This window comes from Streptomyces sp. MST-110588, assembly GCF_022695595.1.
In the GTDB taxonomy this organism is placed as follows: domain Bacteria; phylum Actinomycetota; class Actinomycetes; order Streptomycetales; family Streptomycetaceae; genus Streptomyces.
The window spans coordinates 7,560,934-7,577,209 of record NZ_CP074380.1; the positions used below are offsets into that span (position 1 = coordinate 7,560,934).

Genomic DNA, 16,276 nt, shown 5'->3' on the forward strand with positions numbered 1-16,276 from the left:
GCCCCGTGCAGATGTCCCACCACGGAAGCCCACCACGGAAGAAGGAGGCTGCCATGGCCCTCCTGGACCTCCAGACGCTCCCGGTCCCGGGCCGCGCGGACGAAGGCGTGGGCCCCGAAGCGAGCCAGTACAGCATCCGGTACTGTAGCTGCCTCAGCGTCCTTGCCTGCTCCTGAGCGCATCGCCGGCCGGGCTGTCCGCGGGGTTCCCGCTCCCCGGTTCCCGGCCGCCCTGGTCGAGCCGGAACGGCGGGTAGACGTCCGTCAGCAGGGCCGCGTAGGCCAGGACCCGCATGACCCAGCGGTTCAGGCCCAGCGTGAGCGCGTAGAGGCCCGGTGGGTAGCGGCCGGTGAAGAGCAGGGAGACGGCGGCGAACAGCACCAGCACACCGATCAGTCCGCCCCAGCGCCAGAGCCCGGAGGTGAACAGCGCGATCAGCACGTACTGCGGCAGGGCGAGCAGCCACCACTTCACCAGCACCAGCCCCCGCGAGAGCTGCTTGGGGTAGGTGACGTCGAAGTGGGCCGGGTAGCCGGACACATCGGCCAGGCGGAACGGCGGATAGCGGTCGGTTCCCAGGGCGCTGTACGAGTAGTACACCACGCGCCAGGTCCAGCGCAGCACGCCGGTGGTGAAGTCGAACAGCCCTCGCGGGTAGCGGCCGGTGAAGAGGATGGCGAAGAACGCCACGACGCTCACCACGCCGAGCGCGAACCACAGGAAGGTCAGCACGATCCAGTGCGGGATGACGAGCAGCCATTTCACCAGCCACAGCCAGCGCGACAGCCGTGGATCGGGCGTCGCTTCCAGACGGGCCGGGTAGGGCGCAGTGGCAGGGGAGGACATCGGGTCCCCCTTTCACCTCGGACGGTGAGTGCGGACGCTGTCCTGCTCAAGTGCTCGGAGCGCCTCAAGTGCGTGCCGGCGCACAGCCGGGGGACGCCGCCCGCCTCACCGCGTCACTTCTTCGGCCGTGCGAAGTAACTGCTGATGATGGCGGCGAGGGCGAACAGCGCGGCGATGACGACCACCGCGGTGGGCCAGTTCATCCGATCCTCCCCGTGCTCGTCGGTGTTCGGTGCGACGGGTGACACCCCCGGTGCCCGGCGGGCAGCCGGCCCGCGGGCCGGGCGGGTATGTCCGTACACCCATCCTCGGCCCGGTACGCCGGGGCGCTGCCAGGTGCCGAACGGCCCTGCCCGGAGCCGGCCGGTCCCTGTGCCGGGAAGGGCGGCGGTGGGACGCTGACGCCATGAGCGGAAACCGACCGGCACCCCGGTCCCTCCCTGGGGCAGGTGTCCTCATGGCGGCGGCCGTTTACGGTGTCTTCGTCCGCCCGCGCCTGCTGACCTGGGGCGCGACCCGTGCCGAGGCCGCCGGCCACTGGCCCGGCGACGATCTGGTCCCCGGGTACGACGGCTCCTCGACCATGGCCACGACCCTGCCGGCGCCACCCGAGGAGGTCTGGCCCTGGCTGGCGCAGATGGGCGGCGACCGCGGGGGCTGGTACAGCTTCGACCGGCTGGACCACGCACGGCGCCCCAGCGCCGACCACATCGTCGAGCAGTGGCAGGACATCAAGGAAGGGCAGCGGCTGGCCGCGCTGCCCGGCGGCGCGGTGTGGTTCACGGCCGCGATCGTCGAACCGGAACGGACCCTGGTACTGCGGATGACCGTGGAACTGCCGTCGGGGCACTCCTTCGACGCGCGGTTCGGGCCGCTGTCCGCCGCGTACACGGACGCGGTCTGGGGCTTCCACCTCCGGCGCGTCACACGCAACGGCACCCGCCTGGTCGTCCGTACGCGGGGCCGCAGCCGGCCGCGGGTGCTCACCCGGCCCCTGGACCTGGTGCTGTGGGAACCGGTCCACCTGATCATGCAGCTCCGGCAGTTCCACAACCTGCGGGTACGCGTGCGCGCCGCCCCGCAGGCGTGAACCCGTACCGTGGGCGGCGCGCGGCGTGGTCGCACAGCCGGTGACTAGGGCGTTTCTGATGGATCTCCGTCTTCCACGGAGATCCATCAGAAACGCCCTAGACCGCATGCAGCCGCAGCCACCGGTCCAGGACGGCGAAGTCCGCCTCCGTGAGGCCGAACCGGGGATCAACGCGGTGCAAGAGGGCTTCGCCCGGGTGGTGCGCGTCCGTCCAGGCCCGGTCGGCGTCGGTGATCTCGTCGTCGACCCAGACGAAGGGGCGCCCGTCCGCCCGGTCCAGGAGAGAGCGGGTCTTCCAGTGCAGCCCGTACCTCTCCTCCTCTTCCCCCTCGCACGGCTCCGGCCAGCTCACCACCGGCAGTTCCGGCAGCCCGAGCCACGGTGCGACGCAGGCGTTGGACGTGCTGATGGCCCGGCCGGTGGGAGGCTCCTGGGGCGCGACGGGAGCGGTGGCCGTTTCGACTCAATCGCTACGTTGCGCGGCGGCGGTGACGGCGGCAAGGTGGAGAGCCGTTTGCCGGTGAGCACCCCAAGCCGTCCTGTGCCGCAGCCGTTGCGTAGAAGGGACTGACGGGCATGTCCGCCACGCTGACGTTCGGTGCCGCTCCAGGAGCCTTGCCGCTGCTGGGCCACGTCCTGTCCATCGGCACATCGCCACTGGCGTTCATGGCGGCCCTGCCCGAGCACGGCGATCTGGTCCGCATCCGGCTGGGGCCGTGGCCGGCGTACGTGGTGTGCCACCCCACGCTGGTCCACCAGGTGCTGGTGAACGACCGCGTCTTCGACAAGGGCGGCCCGACCTACGACAAGCTGCGCGAGGTGGGCGGCAACGGCCTGGTGACCTGTGAGCACCGGTACCACCGCAGGCAGCGGCGGTTGGTGCAGCCCGCCTTCCACCGGGACCGGCTGCCCGGTTACGCGGAGATGATGTCCGCACAGGTGGATACGGTCACCCGGTCCTGGCGTGACGGCCAGGTGCTCGACGTGGTCGCCGTCATGAACGCCTTCAGTACCGGTGTGGCGACCCGGACCCTGTTCGCCGCCGATGTCGACGCCGCGGTCCTGGCCGAGATCCAGCGGGCCACGACGGTCATCTTCGACGGCGTGGCCCGGCGTCTGATCGTGCCGTTCGCGTGGCTGGAGAAGATACCGACCCCGGGCAACCGCCGCTTCCTGCGCGCCCGGCGCAGCCTGGAACACCACACGCAGCAGTTGATCACCGACTACCGAAGGGCGGGTGTCGACCACGGGGACCTGATGTCCATGCTGCTGGCCGCGCGCGACGACGACGCCAACGGCCTGACCGATGAGGAGATCCACGAGCAGGTCCTCACGTTCTTCTCCGCCGGCAGCGAGACCGTCTCGGCCGCACTGCCCTGGGTGTGGCACCTGCTGGCACACCACCCCGAGGCCGAGGCGCAACTGCACGACGAGGTCGACTCCGTACTCGGCGGGCGCACCGCCCATTACGAGGACCTGCCCAAACTGAGGACGACCGCCCGCGTCCTCACCGAGACGCTGCGCCTGTATCCGCCGGTCTGGCTGCTGACCCGGCGCACCTCCGCGGAGACCGAGCTGGCGGGGCAGCGCCTGCCGAGCGGAACCGTCCTGGTCTTCAGCCCGTACATCCTGCACCACCATCCGGGGTACTACCCCGACCCCGAGCGGTTCGACCCCGGCCGGTGGCAGGACGAGGCCGCCTGCCCACGGGCCGAGCGTGCCTTCACGCCGTTCGGCGGCGGCGCCCGTAAGTGCATCGGCGAGGAGTTCGCCAAGACCGAGGCCACGCTCGCGCTGGCCTCCATGGCCGCCCGGTGGCGGCTGGAACCCCTCCCGCACGCACAGGTACGCCCCGCACCCCGCCTCGCGCTCGCCCCGCGCTCCCTGCGGATGCGCCTGCGCCGCAGGTGAGAGCACCAGTGGCCCGCCGCACCCCCTCCAGCCTCCTGAAAGCGTGACATCCGCGATGCAGAAGCTGAACTGCTCCCAGGCGGCGCTGGCCGTCCACCGCGAGATCAACCGGACGTCGAGCCCCTACCCGCGCGAGTGCAGCCTGCCCGAGCGCTTCGAGCACTGGGCCGCGCGCCGCCCGGACGCGCCCGCGGTCCTCCAGGGGGACCGCGAGCTGAGCTACCGCCGGCTCAACCGGCTCGCCAACGGCCTGGCGCACACCCTGCGGGACAAAGGCGCCGGGCCGGGCACCACGATCGGTGTGTGCGTGGCGCGTTCGCCGGCGATGCTGGTCGCGCTGCTGGGAATCCTCAAGGCCGGCGCGACGTACGTGCCGCTGGACCCCGCATGGCCGGACGAGCGGCTCCGGTACGTCCTGGAGGACGCCGGCAGCACCTGGGTGCTCGGCGACCGGCCGGCCGCACTCGCGCCACGTCTTGACGGTGCCCCCTGCCGTGTTCTGCCGCTCGACGCGCTCACGGGCGAGGGCGAGGACACCAACCCCCCGTGCCAGGCGGGCCCCGACAGCATCGCCTGCATCAACTTCACCTCCGGATCGATGGGCCGCCCCAAAGGCGTACCGATCTTCCACCGCGGCATCATCCGGCTGGTGCACGGCGCCACGTACGGACCGATGAACGCGGACAGCCGTGTCCTGCAGATCACGCCCGTCACCTTCGACATCGCCACCTGGGAGATCTGGGGCGCACTCCTCAACGGCGGGGTGTCGGTGCTCTATCCCGCCGAGCCGATCCGCCTGTCGGTGCTCGACAAGGTCATGAAGGACGGGCGCGTGACCATCACGCTCCTGACCACGGCCCTGTTCAACCTGGTCGTCGACGAAGCCCCCGAGGCGCTGGAAACCGTGGGGACCATCACCTCGGGCGGCGAGGCCCATTCGATCCGGCACATGGCCAAGGCGGTACGGACCTACGGACCCGGCCGCGTGGTCAATCTGTACGGCCCCACCGAGTGCACCTGCATCGGCACCTTCTACCCCGTGGACGAGCCACCGCGCGAGGACGCCCCGCTGCCGATCGGCAAGCCCATCCAGAACACCCGGCTCTACATCCTCGACGACACCGCGGAACGGCTGTGCGAACCGGGGGAGAGCGGGGAGATCTGCCTGGCGGGAGACGGGCTGGCGGCCGGCTACCTGGGACTGCCGGAACTCACCCGCCAACACTTCATCCACCGCTGCGTCGACGGTGTGCCGGAACGGCTCTACCGGACCGGCGACCGGGGGCATCTGCTGCCCGGCGGCGACGTGGTCTTCGACGGACGCCTGGATGACCAGGTCAAGGTGAACAGCTACCGCATCGAGCTGGGGGAGATCACTCATCACCTCAACCACAGCAGGACCGTCAAACGCAGTTATGTCACGGTTCGCGACCACCACGGCGAAAGGTCACTGGTGGCGTTCGTCGTACCCGCCGGCCCGGGCGTCACGCCGGAGAGCCTGCGCGCCCACCTGGCCGCGAAACTGCCCCGCTACATGGTCCCGTCACAGATCCACCTCTGCGACGCCTTTCCCCTGACCCCGAACGGCAAAGTCGACGGCCGTGCCCTGCTTGGGCACTTCACCGACACACAAGGAGCGTGTGCACCGTGAGCGATGTGACCGGACCGGCCCCCGCCGTCCCTGACGGGCCCGCCCGGATGACCACCACGGAGACGGCCCTCGCGGGGATGTGGTGCGACCTCCTCGGCCGTTCCGCGACCGGCACCGAGGAGGACTTCTTCGAGGCGGGCGGCACGTCGGTCATGGCCATCAGATTTCTGCAACGCGTGGAGAAGAAGTTCGGACCGGACGTCCTGACACCCGAACAGCTCTATGACGATCCCCGGCTCGGTGTACTGGCGAAAGCCATCGACACCTCGCTCGCCGGCGGCTGATTCCGCCGGCGAGGGAAATTTTCCGTCATGTGTGCCGGCCCTCGGGCCTATCGCAAGGTGGGGAACAAAGGCATGCCCCGGGAAAGGAATCCGGCGCGACGAACATCTTGCACCCCTGTTTCCGCGGAACCCACCGGTTACCACACCGCACGCCGGCAGTGCCGAAAACGCCTACCGGGCACACGATTTCAGCTCCTTGCGGCCTGGCTTGAACGGTTGCTTGCGAGCGCCACGGCACTCCCAGTAGCTTTCGGTGCGGCGCCGGGGAAACCCATGCTGAACCGCTCGTTCCACATTCGACCGTCGGGCTCAACCGATGCGCGTGGAGGCGAAACATGGCGACGGACAACGCGGCTCAAGTTTTCGACCTGCGTTTCGAGCACTTCGACGCGAACAAGGACGGCCGCATCGACCGCTCCGACTTCGAGCAAGAGGCGAACAGCCTGATCCGCGCCTTCGGCGCCGACCAGGACTCGCCGCGCGCTCTCGCCCTGAAGAACAGCTACCTGGCCGTCTACGAGTACATCGTGCGCAAGGCCGACGCGACGAGCGGCGTACTGCGCCGCGAGGAGTTCGTCGCGGCGTCGAAGGCCGCCATCACCGACCGCGGCGGCGCGGGATTCGGCGAGGTCCTGGCACCGTACGCACACGCCTGCGCCAACCTGTGCGACGCCGACGGCGACGGCGAGATCAGCCAGGACGAGTACAGCAAGTGGCTCACGGTCATCGGCGTCCCCAAGGAAGCCACGGCCGAGTCCTACCAGGCCATCGACACGGACAAGGACGGCAAGGTCTCCGTCGAGGAGTTCATGGCGGCGATCAGGAGCTACGTCCTGGGGCAGTCGAACATCGGGATGCTCGGCTAGGAACGCCTGCCGGCCCGCCACGGACACGGCGGCCGGACGTGTCGTGCCCGGCCACGCGGCCTGCGGGAACCTCCCACGACATGGGTGTTCCCGCAGGCCGTCACCGGCTTGCCGCCACCGGGCCCACCGTGCCGCACGTCGCGTGATCACGGCCGGCGGCCCTGATCCGTCACCACCGGAGGACGACGCCATGACCGCGACCACCATCGACGACCTGGTGAGCCGTATCCGCGACCACCGCTGCTACCACCACCCGATTTTCAAGCACTGGCAGGAAGCCGCGCCCGGCAGCACCGCTGTGGCGGCCCTGTTCCACCAGATCAGGAGTTTTTGCGACGCCACCCGCCCGGGCGGGAAATTCCCCCAGGCCCTGACCATGCACCGGCTTACCGCCGAGAGCGCGCTGCTCCAGGAAATCGTCGAGAGCGAGGAGAACCACGGCGCCGACCTCGCGACGATGGCGGGACACATCGTCAACCGCGCCGCGGGCCGGAGGGTTTTCACCGATGTCCACGACCAGAACCTGGTCGAGACCGGACTCAAGGAATGCTCCGACCGCATTCTCGAAAACCTGCCCGGATACGACCCGGAGACCGGACTGCTGGCGCAGACACGCCGGGCGCGTGCGGCCTTCGACGGCAGGCGACGGACCGACCGGGACGCCACCTTGCGAAACCTCGGAACGGCGCTGGCACTTGAGATGATCTCCAACCGGCACCTGATTCCCGGCTGGAAGGCCGCGCTGGTCGACTCCGGCCACTACGGCGTCACCCTCGAAAGCCGTGAAATGCACTACCTGCTTGAGCACTGGGGCGAGATCGGCGCGGAGGAACAACACGAGAAGAACGCGATCGCCGCCGTCGCATCCGTCCTGAATCCCACCACCGAGGCACTGATCACCGAGGGCGTGGACACATTCCTCGATTCTTTGGCTGCGCTGTGGGACGTGCTCGACGCCGCGCTGCTGGCATCCGGCTGCCCCGCGGACGATCTCATTTCCGCGTGAGCCGGCCGCCGGTGCAGAAGAAGCACGCGGGCACCCGGTTCGATGCGCTCGCACAGGACTACGCACGCATGGCCGCGGAGAATCCCGTACGGCTGCACAGCGAGCGCCACACCGTGCTGGAAGTACTCGGCGACCTGCGGGGAAAGACCGCCTTGGACATGGGCTGCGGTGAGGGGCGGTACACCCGGCTCCTGCGGGAACGAGGTGCGGCGCAGGTCACCGGGATCGACGCCTCGGAAGGGATGCTGGAACACGCCCGGCAGCGCGAACGCGAGGAACCGCGCGGAGTGCGGTACCTGCGCCGGGACGCCGGCCGGTCACCGGCGGCGCCGGACCCGGAGACCGACGGCACCTGCGATGTGGTGGTCTGCGTGTACATGCTTCCCTACGCGAGCACCCGGCAGGAGCTGACCGCCATGTGCGCGACGGCCCGGCGCTCGCTCAGGCCGGAAGGCGGGCGCTTGGTGACGGCCACCTTGAACCCGGATGTCTCCACCGAGCCGGGCTGGTACGACCACTACGGATACCAGGTCCTCAGCGCGGCCGGAACCCAGGACGGCACGAAGGCCGACGGCTGTCCGTACCGGGCGAGAATCCAGGTGGGCGAGGGCTGCGTCGTGCTCGACGCGTACCGCTGGTCGGTGGCGGCCCACGAGCGCGCCCTCGGCGAAGCCGGATTCGACCACGTCACCTGGGTACGGCCGGCAGTCTCCGACGAAGGCCGCCGCCTGTTCGGGGACGCCTACTGGCGCAACTACCTCTCCTGCCCGCAGATCCTGATCGCGGACTGCGTGGCCGGGCCGGACACACGCGTGCCGCCGGCCGTCACCGACCCGCCGGAGGGCAGCGCATGAACGTGCCCCGGGCAGAGCACGACCGGACACTGAGCCTCTACACGCTCTCCTCCCGCACAGGGCGGCAGGACGCCCGCAGCCTGTTCTCCCGCCTGAGCCGGGAAGCCCCCGTCCACTGGGACCCGTACGCCGGAACATGGCTGGTCGCAGGCCGCGACGAGGCGGCCCAGGTGTGCACCGGAGAGGAGTACAGCGCCGTACGGCTGTCGGAACTGGGCCGCTCCACCGTGCCGGGCCCCTCCTCGGACACACGGGACCGCGTCGGCGACGTACTGGCACGGCAGGCCCTCTTCCTGGACGGCCCGGCCCACACCACATGGGCGCGCATCATCCGCCACGCGCTCGCACCCGGCAGGATCGACGCACTCGCCCCGTGGATACGGCACAAGGCCGCGGAACTGGTGAACGCCGGCGGGAAGGACCACCTTGACGTCACCACCGACCTCGCCCAGCCGCTTCCGCTGGACGTGATCGCCCGGCTGTTCGGCCTGCCGGCCGCCGACCTGGCGGCGCTGCGGGTGTGGTCCAACGCCTACACCCGCATCGTCACGGGCGTGGCGCCCGAGGCCGACCCCGAGGTGTACGCACGGGTCGCCGAATTCACGGACTACGCACGGGACCTGGTCAAACACCGCCGGGCGTCGCCCGGACCGGACAGCCTGAGCACGCTGATCGCCGGGGCGGACGCCGCCGCGACGGCCGGCGGCACCGGCACCGACGACACCGACATCGCCGCCAACCTCCTCATGCTCATCGCCGCCGGACACCAGACGACCACCGGCTTCCTCGCCGGCGCGGTCCTGGAACGCATCCGCCCGGCATGGGGCCCGCTCGGCACCGGCCTGTCCCGTGAGGCCGAGGTGGAGGAACTGCTCGCCCGGGTCTCCCCGTCCCGGTTCGTGGGGCGGCTGGTCACCGCGGACACCGACCTCGGCGGCCGGCGGCTGCGGGCGGGCCAGTCCGTCGTGGTGCTGCTCGCCGCCGCCAACTGGAGCGCGCTCACCGGCCGTACGGACGGTGGCCCGCTCCCCAGGCACAGCGCGTTCGGCCACGGCAGACACCGCTGTCCGGGCGCCCGGCTGGCCCGACTCGAAGGCAGACTCGTACTGGAGCACCTCTTCGGGGCCGGACGGCACCCGACCTTGTCGCACCCCGCGTGACGTGGTCGGACAACGTCAACCTGCCGTGCCCGCTGCACGTTCCGCTCTCGCTGAGCAGCCCTGCGCAGAAGGGGAGAACCGCATGACTGTGGCCCAGGACGGCTTGGCGGCGCCCGCCGTCGCCCACGACGGGGCTCTTGTGCCGGCCATGGTGGAGGAACACGCCCGCCACCGCCCCACGGCCACGGCCGTCGCCGCCGCCGACGGCTCTTTGGACTACGCGGCCCTCTCGGCCCGCGCCGACCGGTGCGCCAAGGCACTGCACCGGCGGGGAGTCCGGCCCGGCGAGCCGGTCGCCGTGCGGATGCCGCCGTCCGCCGCGGGCATCGGCGCGCTGCTGGGCGTGCTGCGCGCCGGCGCGGTCCTCCTGCCGCTGGATCCCGCGCAACCACCGTTGCGGCAGCAGGAGATCGTCACCCTCGCCGGGGCCCGGCTGGTGGTGGGCGAGGGCGCGGACACCGAGCCGTACGCGGTCACCGACAGCGGGAAGGCGCCCCGCACCCTGGATACGACACCCGGTGCCGCGTACGTCATCCACACCTCGGGCAGTACCGGCGTTCCCAAAGGGGTGGTGTGCACCCACACGGCACTGGCCAACGTGGCACACGCTCAGCGCACGGTCTTCGGCATCACTCCCGGCGACCGGGTGGCGCAACTGGCCCCCTGGTGCGTCGACGCCTTCCTTTTCGAGGTCACCCTCGCGCTGACCGCGGGCGCCGCTCTCCATGTCGCCACGCCGGACGACCGCTACCCGGGGCCGCCCCTGGAGCGTTTCCTCGCCCGGACCCGGACCACCGCCGCGGTGATCACCCCCTCGGGGCTGCGTGCCCTCCAGCCGGAGCGGGTACCCGGCATCCAACTGGTCGTGAGCGCCGGCGAGGCCCTGCTGCCCGACCTGGCCCGTACCTGGGCGGCCGGGCGGCGCCTGGTCAACGCCTACGGCGTCACCGAAGGCACCATCTGGACCAGCTACGCCGAACTCGACGAGGAAACCCTCGGGCGCGGCGGCCCGGTACCACTGGGCCGCCCCATCCCCGGCTGCTCCCTGACCGTCCTGGACCGGCAGCTCGACCCCGTCCCTGCGGGAACGCCCGGCGAGGCGTACATCGGCGGCGCCGGCCTGGCCGCCGGATACCTCGACCAGGAGGACCTGACCGCCGAACGCTTTCCCACCACCGCCACGGGGCGCCTCTTCCGTACGGGAGACCTCGTCGTCCACGACGGCGCGGGCGGCCTGACGTTCGTCGGACGCGCCGACGAGCAGGTCAAACTCGGCGGTATGAGGGTGGAACTCGGCGAGGTACGCCACGTCCTGAGCCGGCACCCCACCGTCCACGACTGCGCGGTGCGCCAGGACGGCCCCCGGCTGGTGGCGTACGTCGTCCCCCGCCAGGACGCCGCGGTCGACCGGCGCGCCCTGACCGAGTGGCTCGAACAGCGACTGCCGCTGCCCATGGTGCCCAGCCTGTACGTGCCCATGACGGTGCTGCCGCTGACGCTGTGGGGGAAACTCGACGTCACCGCCCTGCCCGCCCCAAGGAGGAAGTCGCCGCCCAACAGGACCGGACCTCCGCCCCGCGGTCCGCCACCGAGTCCTGGCTCACGCAGGTGACGGCGGAGCTGCTGGGTGTGCCCGCCGTCTCACCGCGCGATGACCTGTTCCTGATCGGCATGACGTCCGTGACCATGGCACGGCTGCTGCGCCGCGTGATCGAGGACCTGGACGTCGACATCGACCCCGTCGACGTCTTCGAGAACCCGACACCGGCGGAACTGGCCACCGTCCTGGACGAACGCGGCACGGAGGAGGCATGAGCACACAGCCCCGGCGGGGCGGCCCCGACGGTCACGGGCCCTGGTTCAACTACGTCACCCGACGGCCCGGACCCCGCCGGCGCCTGCTGTGCCTGGCGGGCGCCGGCAGCGGACCGTCGGAGTTCGTCACCTGGCACGAGGTACTGCCCCCGGACACCGAACTGTGGCCCATCCAACTGCCCGGCCGTGAAAAACGCCTGCGCGAGGAGCCGTACACCGACCTGCCCGCCCTCATGGCGGGACTGTCGGCGGCACTGGAGGCGACCGAAGGCGCCACACCGCTGCCCCTGGTCCTGTTCGGCCACAGCTTCGGCGCCCTGGTCATGTACGACCTGGCCCGCAGGATCAGCGCCCGGCAGCCGCACCGCGTCCAAGGACTCCTGGTCTCGGGCCTGGCCGCCCCCGGCCGTCCCACGCGGAACCAGGAGATCAGCCGCCTGGGCGACGCCGACCTGCTGGACTGGCTCCGCCACCTGGGCGGCACCCCCACGGAACTGCTCGACGAAACCTGGTTCGCCACCTGGCTGCTGCGCGACGTACGAGCCTCCTACCGTATCCGCGAAGCCTACGCAGCCGCCCCCGCACCGCCCCTGACCTGCCCCGTCATAGCCTTCGGCGGTCAGGAGGACTTCGAGGCCGACGCCGCGGACCTCGACGCGTGGGCACGGCTGACCACCGGCCGCTTCCGCAGCCACACCCTGCCCGGCGGACACTTCTTCCTCCGCGAACAGCGCGCCACCTTCCTCCGCCTCCTGCAACAGGAGCTGGACGGGCTGAACCACGCGGAGCCGCGGACATGAACCCGCCGACCGCTGCCGCCTTCCCGCTCTGGTTCCCCGGCGTCCCACCGGACGCGAAACCGCCCGCGCTGCTGTGCCTGGCCGGCTCGGGAGCCGGCCCCGGCGAGTTCCGTGCCTGGAAGGACGCCCTGGCCGACCGGGCGCAGGTGGCCGCGGTCGCCCTGCCCGGCCGGGAATACCGCGCCCGCGAACCCTGCATCGAGCACCTGCCGGAACTGGTCACACAACTGGCCGACGCGGCCCGGCCCCTCCTCGCGGCGCCGTTCGCGCTGTTCGGCTACAGCACCGGCGCCCTGGTCATGTACGAGCTGGCGCGGTCGCTGCCCCGCGAACACCGGGGCAACCTGCTGCACCTGTTCGTCGGCGGACAGCCGGCCCCGCGCTGGCCGCAGACGGACAGCGGCCACAGCGACCAGAGCGACGAGCAACTGATCGGCTATCTGCGCCGCATGGGAGGCACCCCGGAAGACGTCCTCAACAGCCCCCCGTTCATGCGTCTGTTCCTGCGCTGCCTCCGCGCGGACCTGCACTTCGCCGAGCAGTACGACTACCCGGGACCCGCGGATCTGCCGTGCCCCCTGACGGTGTTCGCGGCCCGCCACGACGCCGTGGTTCCCCCGGGGACGCTTGCGGCCTGGCAGCAGGAGACCCGGCGAACCTGCCGGCGCGTGCCGCTTCCCGGCGCGCACTTCGCCTTGCGCACCGACCGCGACCTGATCATCAAGGAGATCGCCCACGACTTGTCGCACGACTTGTCGGTGGTCCGCACCGGGCCGACCGGCACCGGGCCGACCGACACCGGCTCCCACCCTCGGCCCGACCCGCCCGGTCCGTAGTCCGTAGTCAACCTGCTGTACGGGAGCTGGCGGGCGCGGGCGCTGACCGACGCGCTGCGGCCGTGGCGCTCCGCGTGCCCCGGCGTCGAGGTCACCGAGCAGTCCGTCATCGGCAACCCCGCCGATCACCTGGTGGACGTCTCGCGCGCCGCCGGGCTGCTGGTGATCGGCCGCCGGGCGCGGCGCACACCCTTGGGCGCCCGCATCGGCTCCGTCGCCCGCGCCGTCCTGCACCGCGCGACCGCACCCGTCGCCGTCGTACCCCATGACTGACCGGGTGTGCGAATCGTCGTACTCTGCTCACCCGGGAATCTTGGGAACCTGAAGGCAGGACGGACGTGTTGAAGATCGTGGTGGATGACCTCTCCGGCCCGGAGATCGCCGGATTCCTCGCCGAACACGTCCGGCAGATGCGGTCGCTCACGCCGTTGGAGAGCAAGCACGCCCTGGACCTCGACACTCTCCGCAGGCCCGGCATCACGTTCTGGTCAGCCATGGACGGTGACAGCCTGGTGGGCTGTGGTGCGATCAAGAAGCTGGATACGCAGCACGCGGAGCTCAAGTCGATGCGTACCAGGCCCACGCGGCAAAGAAGCGGAATCGCCTCCCGGTTGCTGACGCACATCCTGAGCGAGGCCAAAGGCATGGGGTTCACGCGGATGAGCCTGGAGACCGGCTCGGCCGAGTTCTTCCGGCCGGCCAGAAAACTCTACGAGAAGTTCGGCTTCAGCCCCTGTGAACCGTTCGCGGACTACCGGCCCGACCCGAACAGCACCTTCATGACCAGGCTCCTGTGAACGCCGCGCGCGCGGTGCTGAGTTGCCGCGCGGTCCCGTTCACGACGCTGTTTTGACGACAGGGCCTAGACTCACCGAGGTGATCATCTGGTTGAACGGAACCTTCGGCGTCGGCAAGACCACCACCTCCAAGGAACTGGCCGCCGCACTGCCCAGTGCGCGGATCTTCGACTCCGAGACGGTCGGGTACATGCTCCGGCCCGTCCTGAAGTCCGTGCCGGTCGCCGACTTCCAGGAGTGGAGGCCATGGCGCCACCTGGTGGTGGAGACAGCCGTCCAGATCCTCGACTACGTCGGCGGGACTCTCGTCATTCCCCAGTCCGTGCTCGTGGAGCAGTACTGGGACGAGATCGAGACCGGCCTGCGCGGGGCCGGCATACCGGTGCACCATTTCGTCCTCCACGCCGACCAGGACGTACTGACCACACGCATCGAGACCGACACGGTGGAGACCGGAGCCCGCCGGTGGCGCCTGGACCATCTGCCGGACTACCGGCAGGCCCTTCCCTGGCTGAGCCGCAGAGCGCATCTCATCGACACGAACCGGAGCACGCCCGCCGAAGTGGTCACGTCGGTCCTGGCCACCCTGATGCGATCGGGTACGCCGGTCGCGGGCACCACCGCCGACGCTGCCCCCACGTCGTGATCTCACCAAGAGTGCCACCATCATGCGTGCTCCGGCAGCGGGCGGTTACGGGACTTCTCTCCAGGAGAGGTCCGCGACCCCGGTCTGCCCGGTCTGCCCGATCCGCCCCTTCGGCTCGCGGACCCGTCCGGGCACAGACGATGCGGTGCGGTGGGTCCACGGCCGTCCGGTTACCGTTGCGGTGCCGACCGGGAACCCCGCCCGGTGGTTCGCCGGTCGGTGGGAATTCTCTGCGCGCAGGCGTGCGCGACGCGGCCCCGCTACGGCGGCGGGGGACGGATGAAGGAGCATCTGATGGGGGACACCACAGGGACCGGTCCGGCCAAGGTCTTCCTGCTCGACGATCACGAGGTGGTGCGGCGTGGCGTGCATGACCTGCTGGACTCCGAGGGCGATATCACCGTGGTCGGCGAGGCCGGTACCGTCGCGCAGGCTCTGACGCGGATACCGGCGCTGCGGCCGGACGTGGCGATCCTGGATGTGCGGCTGCCGGACGGGGACGGCGTCAGCGTCTGCCGGGAACTGCGGTCGCGCATGCCGGAGCTGGCATGTCTGATGCTGACCTCGTTCGACGACGAGGAAGCCCTGCTGGACGCCGTCATGGCCGGGGCCTCCGGATATGTGCTGAAGCAGATCACCGGGTCGGACCTGGTCGCGGCGGTGAGGACCGTCGCCGCGGGGCAGTCCATGCTCGATCCCAGTGCCACCACGCGCTTGATGGCCCGGCTGCGGGACGGTGACGTACAGGAAGCCGAGCAGCCGGACGGACTGCCGGAGCTGACCGGCCGTGAGCGGGAGATCCTGGACCTGATCGGCCAGGGACTGACCAACCGGCAGATCGGCCAGCGGCTCTACCTGGCCGAGAAGACCGTCAAGAACCATGTCTCCCGGCTGCTGGCCAAGCTCGGGGTCGAGCGCCGGGTGCAGGCCGCGGTGATCGCCACCCAGGCCCATGAGCGCGCCGAGCAGACGGGTCCCGGCGCCGGCCGGCGCCGGGGGTAGCGGCCCACGACGGCGCCGCCCCCGCTGCTTCGGCCCGCTCGCCGGGGCCCGTACGCACACGCCGTCCTGGGCGGCACCGCTCGTCGTGAACCGGTCAGGCCACCTGGCCGGTTCACGACGGCCACGGCGTACGTATCAGGGCCGACCGGCCCTTCCACCGCCCGGGGGCCGCGCTGACCATGGACCCATGCACGAACACGACAGCCTCCGTACACTCGGCCGGACCGCGTGCCTGCGCCTGCTCGGCCGGGTCCCCCTCGGCCGGGTCGTCTACACCGAGAACGCACTGCCCGCCGTCCTCCCGGTGAACTTCTGCCTGGACCAGGACGGAGCGGTCCTGCTGCGTACGTCGGCCACCTCACAGATGGCCGGCGCCGTGGACGACAGCGTGGTCGCCTTCGAGGCGGACCACTTCGACGAGACGACCCGCACCGGCTGGAGCGTCGTCGTCACCGGACGGGCCACCGTCGTGACCTCCCCCGGGGAGATCGCACGGCTGGATGTGACGGTTCCGCACTCCTGGGTCCCCATGGACGAACCGGTGTTCGTCCGGATCGCGCCGGAGCTGATCACCGGCCGGGATCTGGGCCCCACGACACGGTCGTGCACTCCGGAAACGGTGATGTCGCAGCGGAACTGACCGGCCCGGCCGCCCCCGCCGGCCGGCCCGATCCCGTCCATGAGCTGCCCGGCTCCGCCACCGGGCAGCTCA

18 protein-coding genes and 1 pseudogene are annotated in these 16,276 nt (G+C 70.9%); 17 read left to right on the top strand and 2 right to left on the bottom strand.

Annotated features, from left to right (window positions below):
- Positions 1 to 153: 153 nt before the first annotated feature.
- The gene (locus KGS77_RS32870; protein WP_242586959.1) at positions 154 to 846 is read right to left on the bottom strand and encodes a DUF4389 domain-containing protein; all 693 of its coding nucleotides are present in this window, start codon (positions 844 to 846) and stop codon (positions 154 to 156) included.
- A 457-nt stretch (positions 847 to 1,303) separates the two neighbouring features.
- Between KGS77_RS32870 and KGS77_RS32875 the strand changes: the two genes are divergently transcribed.
- Entirely contained in the window at positions 1,304 to 1,936 is a 633-nt protein-coding gene (locus tag KGS77_RS32875) for a hypothetical protein (protein WP_242586960.1), read from the top strand.
- 97 nt (positions 1,937 to 2,033) lie between these two features.
- Here the strand turns inward: KGS77_RS32875 and KGS77_RS32880 are convergent.
- Positions 2,034 to 2,342 (bottom strand): annotated as a pseudogene (locus KGS77_RS32880) (hypothetical protein); the annotation flags it as partial.
- Positions 2,343 to 2,512: 170 nt separating this feature from the next.
- Here KGS77_RS32880 and KGS77_RS32885 point away from each other — a divergent pair.
- From KGS77_RS32885 to KGS77_RS32960, 16 genes are all read left to right on the top strand, one after another.
- Positions 2,513 to 3,847, top strand: coding sequence for a cytochrome P450 (locus KGS77_RS32885; RefSeq protein ID WP_242586961.1), 1,335 nt, complete (start codon positions 2,513 to 2,515; stop codon positions 3,845 to 3,847).
- A gap of 43 nt (positions 3,848 to 3,890) precedes the next feature.
- Complete coding sequence (locus KGS77_RS32890; RefSeq protein ID WP_242586962.1) at positions 3,891 to 5,498, top strand: amino acid adenylation domain-containing protein; 1,608 nt, start codon at positions 3,891 to 3,893, stop codon at positions 5,496 to 5,498.
- On the top strand, positions 5,495 to 5,782 hold the full coding sequence (locus KGS77_RS32895; RefSeq protein ID WP_242586963.1) for a phosphopantetheine-binding protein: 288 nt from the start codon (positions 5,495 to 5,497) through the stop codon (positions 5,780 to 5,782). The genes KGS77_RS32890 and KGS77_RS32895 overlap by 4 nt, the downstream gene beginning before the upstream one ends.
- Positions 5,783 to 6,117: 335 nt before the next feature.
- Positions 6,118 to 6,648 carry an EF-hand domain-containing protein gene (locus tag KGS77_RS32900; protein ID WP_242586964.1) on the top strand — a complete coding sequence of 177 codons (531 nt, stop codon included), beginning with the start codon at positions 6,118 to 6,120 and terminating at the stop codon, positions 6,646 to 6,648.
- Positions 6,649 to 6,838: 190 nt separating this feature from the next.
- The gene (locus tag KGS77_RS32905) at positions 6,839 to 7,654 is read left to right on the top strand and encodes a hypothetical protein (RefSeq protein WP_242586965.1); all 816 of its coding nucleotides are present in this window, start codon (positions 6,839 to 6,841) and stop codon (positions 7,652 to 7,654) included.
- The gene (locus KGS77_RS32910) at positions 7,651 to 8,508 is read left to right on the top strand and encodes a class I SAM-dependent methyltransferase (protein WP_242586966.1); all 858 of its coding nucleotides are present in this window, start codon (positions 7,651 to 7,653) and stop codon (positions 8,506 to 8,508) included. The genes KGS77_RS32905 and KGS77_RS32910 overlap by 4 nt, the downstream gene beginning before the upstream one ends.
- Positions 8,505 to 9,668, top strand: coding sequence for a cytochrome P450 (locus KGS77_RS32915; protein ID WP_242586967.1), 1,164 nt, complete (start codon positions 8,505 to 8,507; stop codon positions 9,666 to 9,668). Before KGS77_RS32910 ends, KGS77_RS32915 begins: the two co-directional genes overlap by 4 nt.
- 82 nt (positions 9,669 to 9,750) lie before the next feature.
- Positions 9,751 to 11,280: an amino acid adenylation domain-containing protein gene (locus tag KGS77_RS32920; protein WP_242586968.1), complete on the top strand. Its 1,530-nt coding sequence runs from the start codon at positions 9,751 to 9,753 to the stop codon at positions 11,278 to 11,280.
- Complete coding sequence (locus KGS77_RS32925; protein WP_242586969.1) at positions 11,277 to 11,483, top strand: acyl carrier protein; 207 nt, start codon at positions 11,277 to 11,279, stop codon at positions 11,481 to 11,483. Before KGS77_RS32920 ends, KGS77_RS32925 begins: the two co-directional genes overlap by 4 nt.
- Positions 11,480 to 12,283: an alpha/beta fold hydrolase gene (locus tag KGS77_RS32930; protein WP_242586970.1), complete on the top strand. Its 804-nt coding sequence runs from the start codon at positions 11,480 to 11,482 to the stop codon at positions 12,281 to 12,283. Before KGS77_RS32925 ends, KGS77_RS32930 begins: the two co-directional genes overlap by 4 nt.
- Positions 12,280 to 13,119, top strand: a complete 840-nt coding sequence (locus tag KGS77_RS32935; RefSeq protein ID WP_242586971.1) for a thioesterase domain-containing protein — start codon at positions 12,280 to 12,282, stop codon at positions 13,117 to 13,119. The genes KGS77_RS32930 and KGS77_RS32935 overlap by 4 nt, the downstream gene beginning before the upstream one ends.
- Positions 13,120 to 13,173: 54 nt before the next feature.
- Entirely contained in the window at positions 13,174 to 13,392 is a 219-nt protein-coding gene (locus KGS77_RS32940; protein WP_347404597.1) for a universal stress protein, read from the top strand.
- A gap of 68 nt (positions 13,393 to 13,460) precedes the next feature.
- Complete coding sequence (locus KGS77_RS32945) at positions 13,461 to 13,916, top strand: GNAT family N-acetyltransferase (protein WP_242586972.1); 456 nt, start codon at positions 13,461 to 13,463, stop codon at positions 13,914 to 13,916.
- Between the two features lie 79 nt (positions 13,917 to 13,995).
- The gene (locus KGS77_RS32950) at positions 13,996 to 14,562 is read left to right on the top strand and encodes an AAA family ATPase (protein WP_242586973.1); all 567 of its coding nucleotides are present in this window, start codon (positions 13,996 to 13,998) and stop codon (positions 14,560 to 14,562) included.
- Between the two features lie 294 nt (positions 14,563 to 14,856).
- Positions 14,857 to 15,564, top strand: a complete 708-nt coding sequence (locus KGS77_RS32955; RefSeq protein WP_242586974.1) for a response regulator transcription factor — start codon at positions 14,857 to 14,859, stop codon at positions 15,562 to 15,564.
- A gap of 187 nt (positions 15,565 to 15,751) precedes the next feature.
- Positions 15,752 to 16,204, top strand: a complete 453-nt coding sequence (locus KGS77_RS32960) for a pyridoxamine 5'-phosphate oxidase family protein (protein WP_242586975.1) — start codon at positions 15,752 to 15,754, stop codon at positions 16,202 to 16,204.
- Positions 16,205 to 16,276 lie beyond the last annotated feature (72 nt).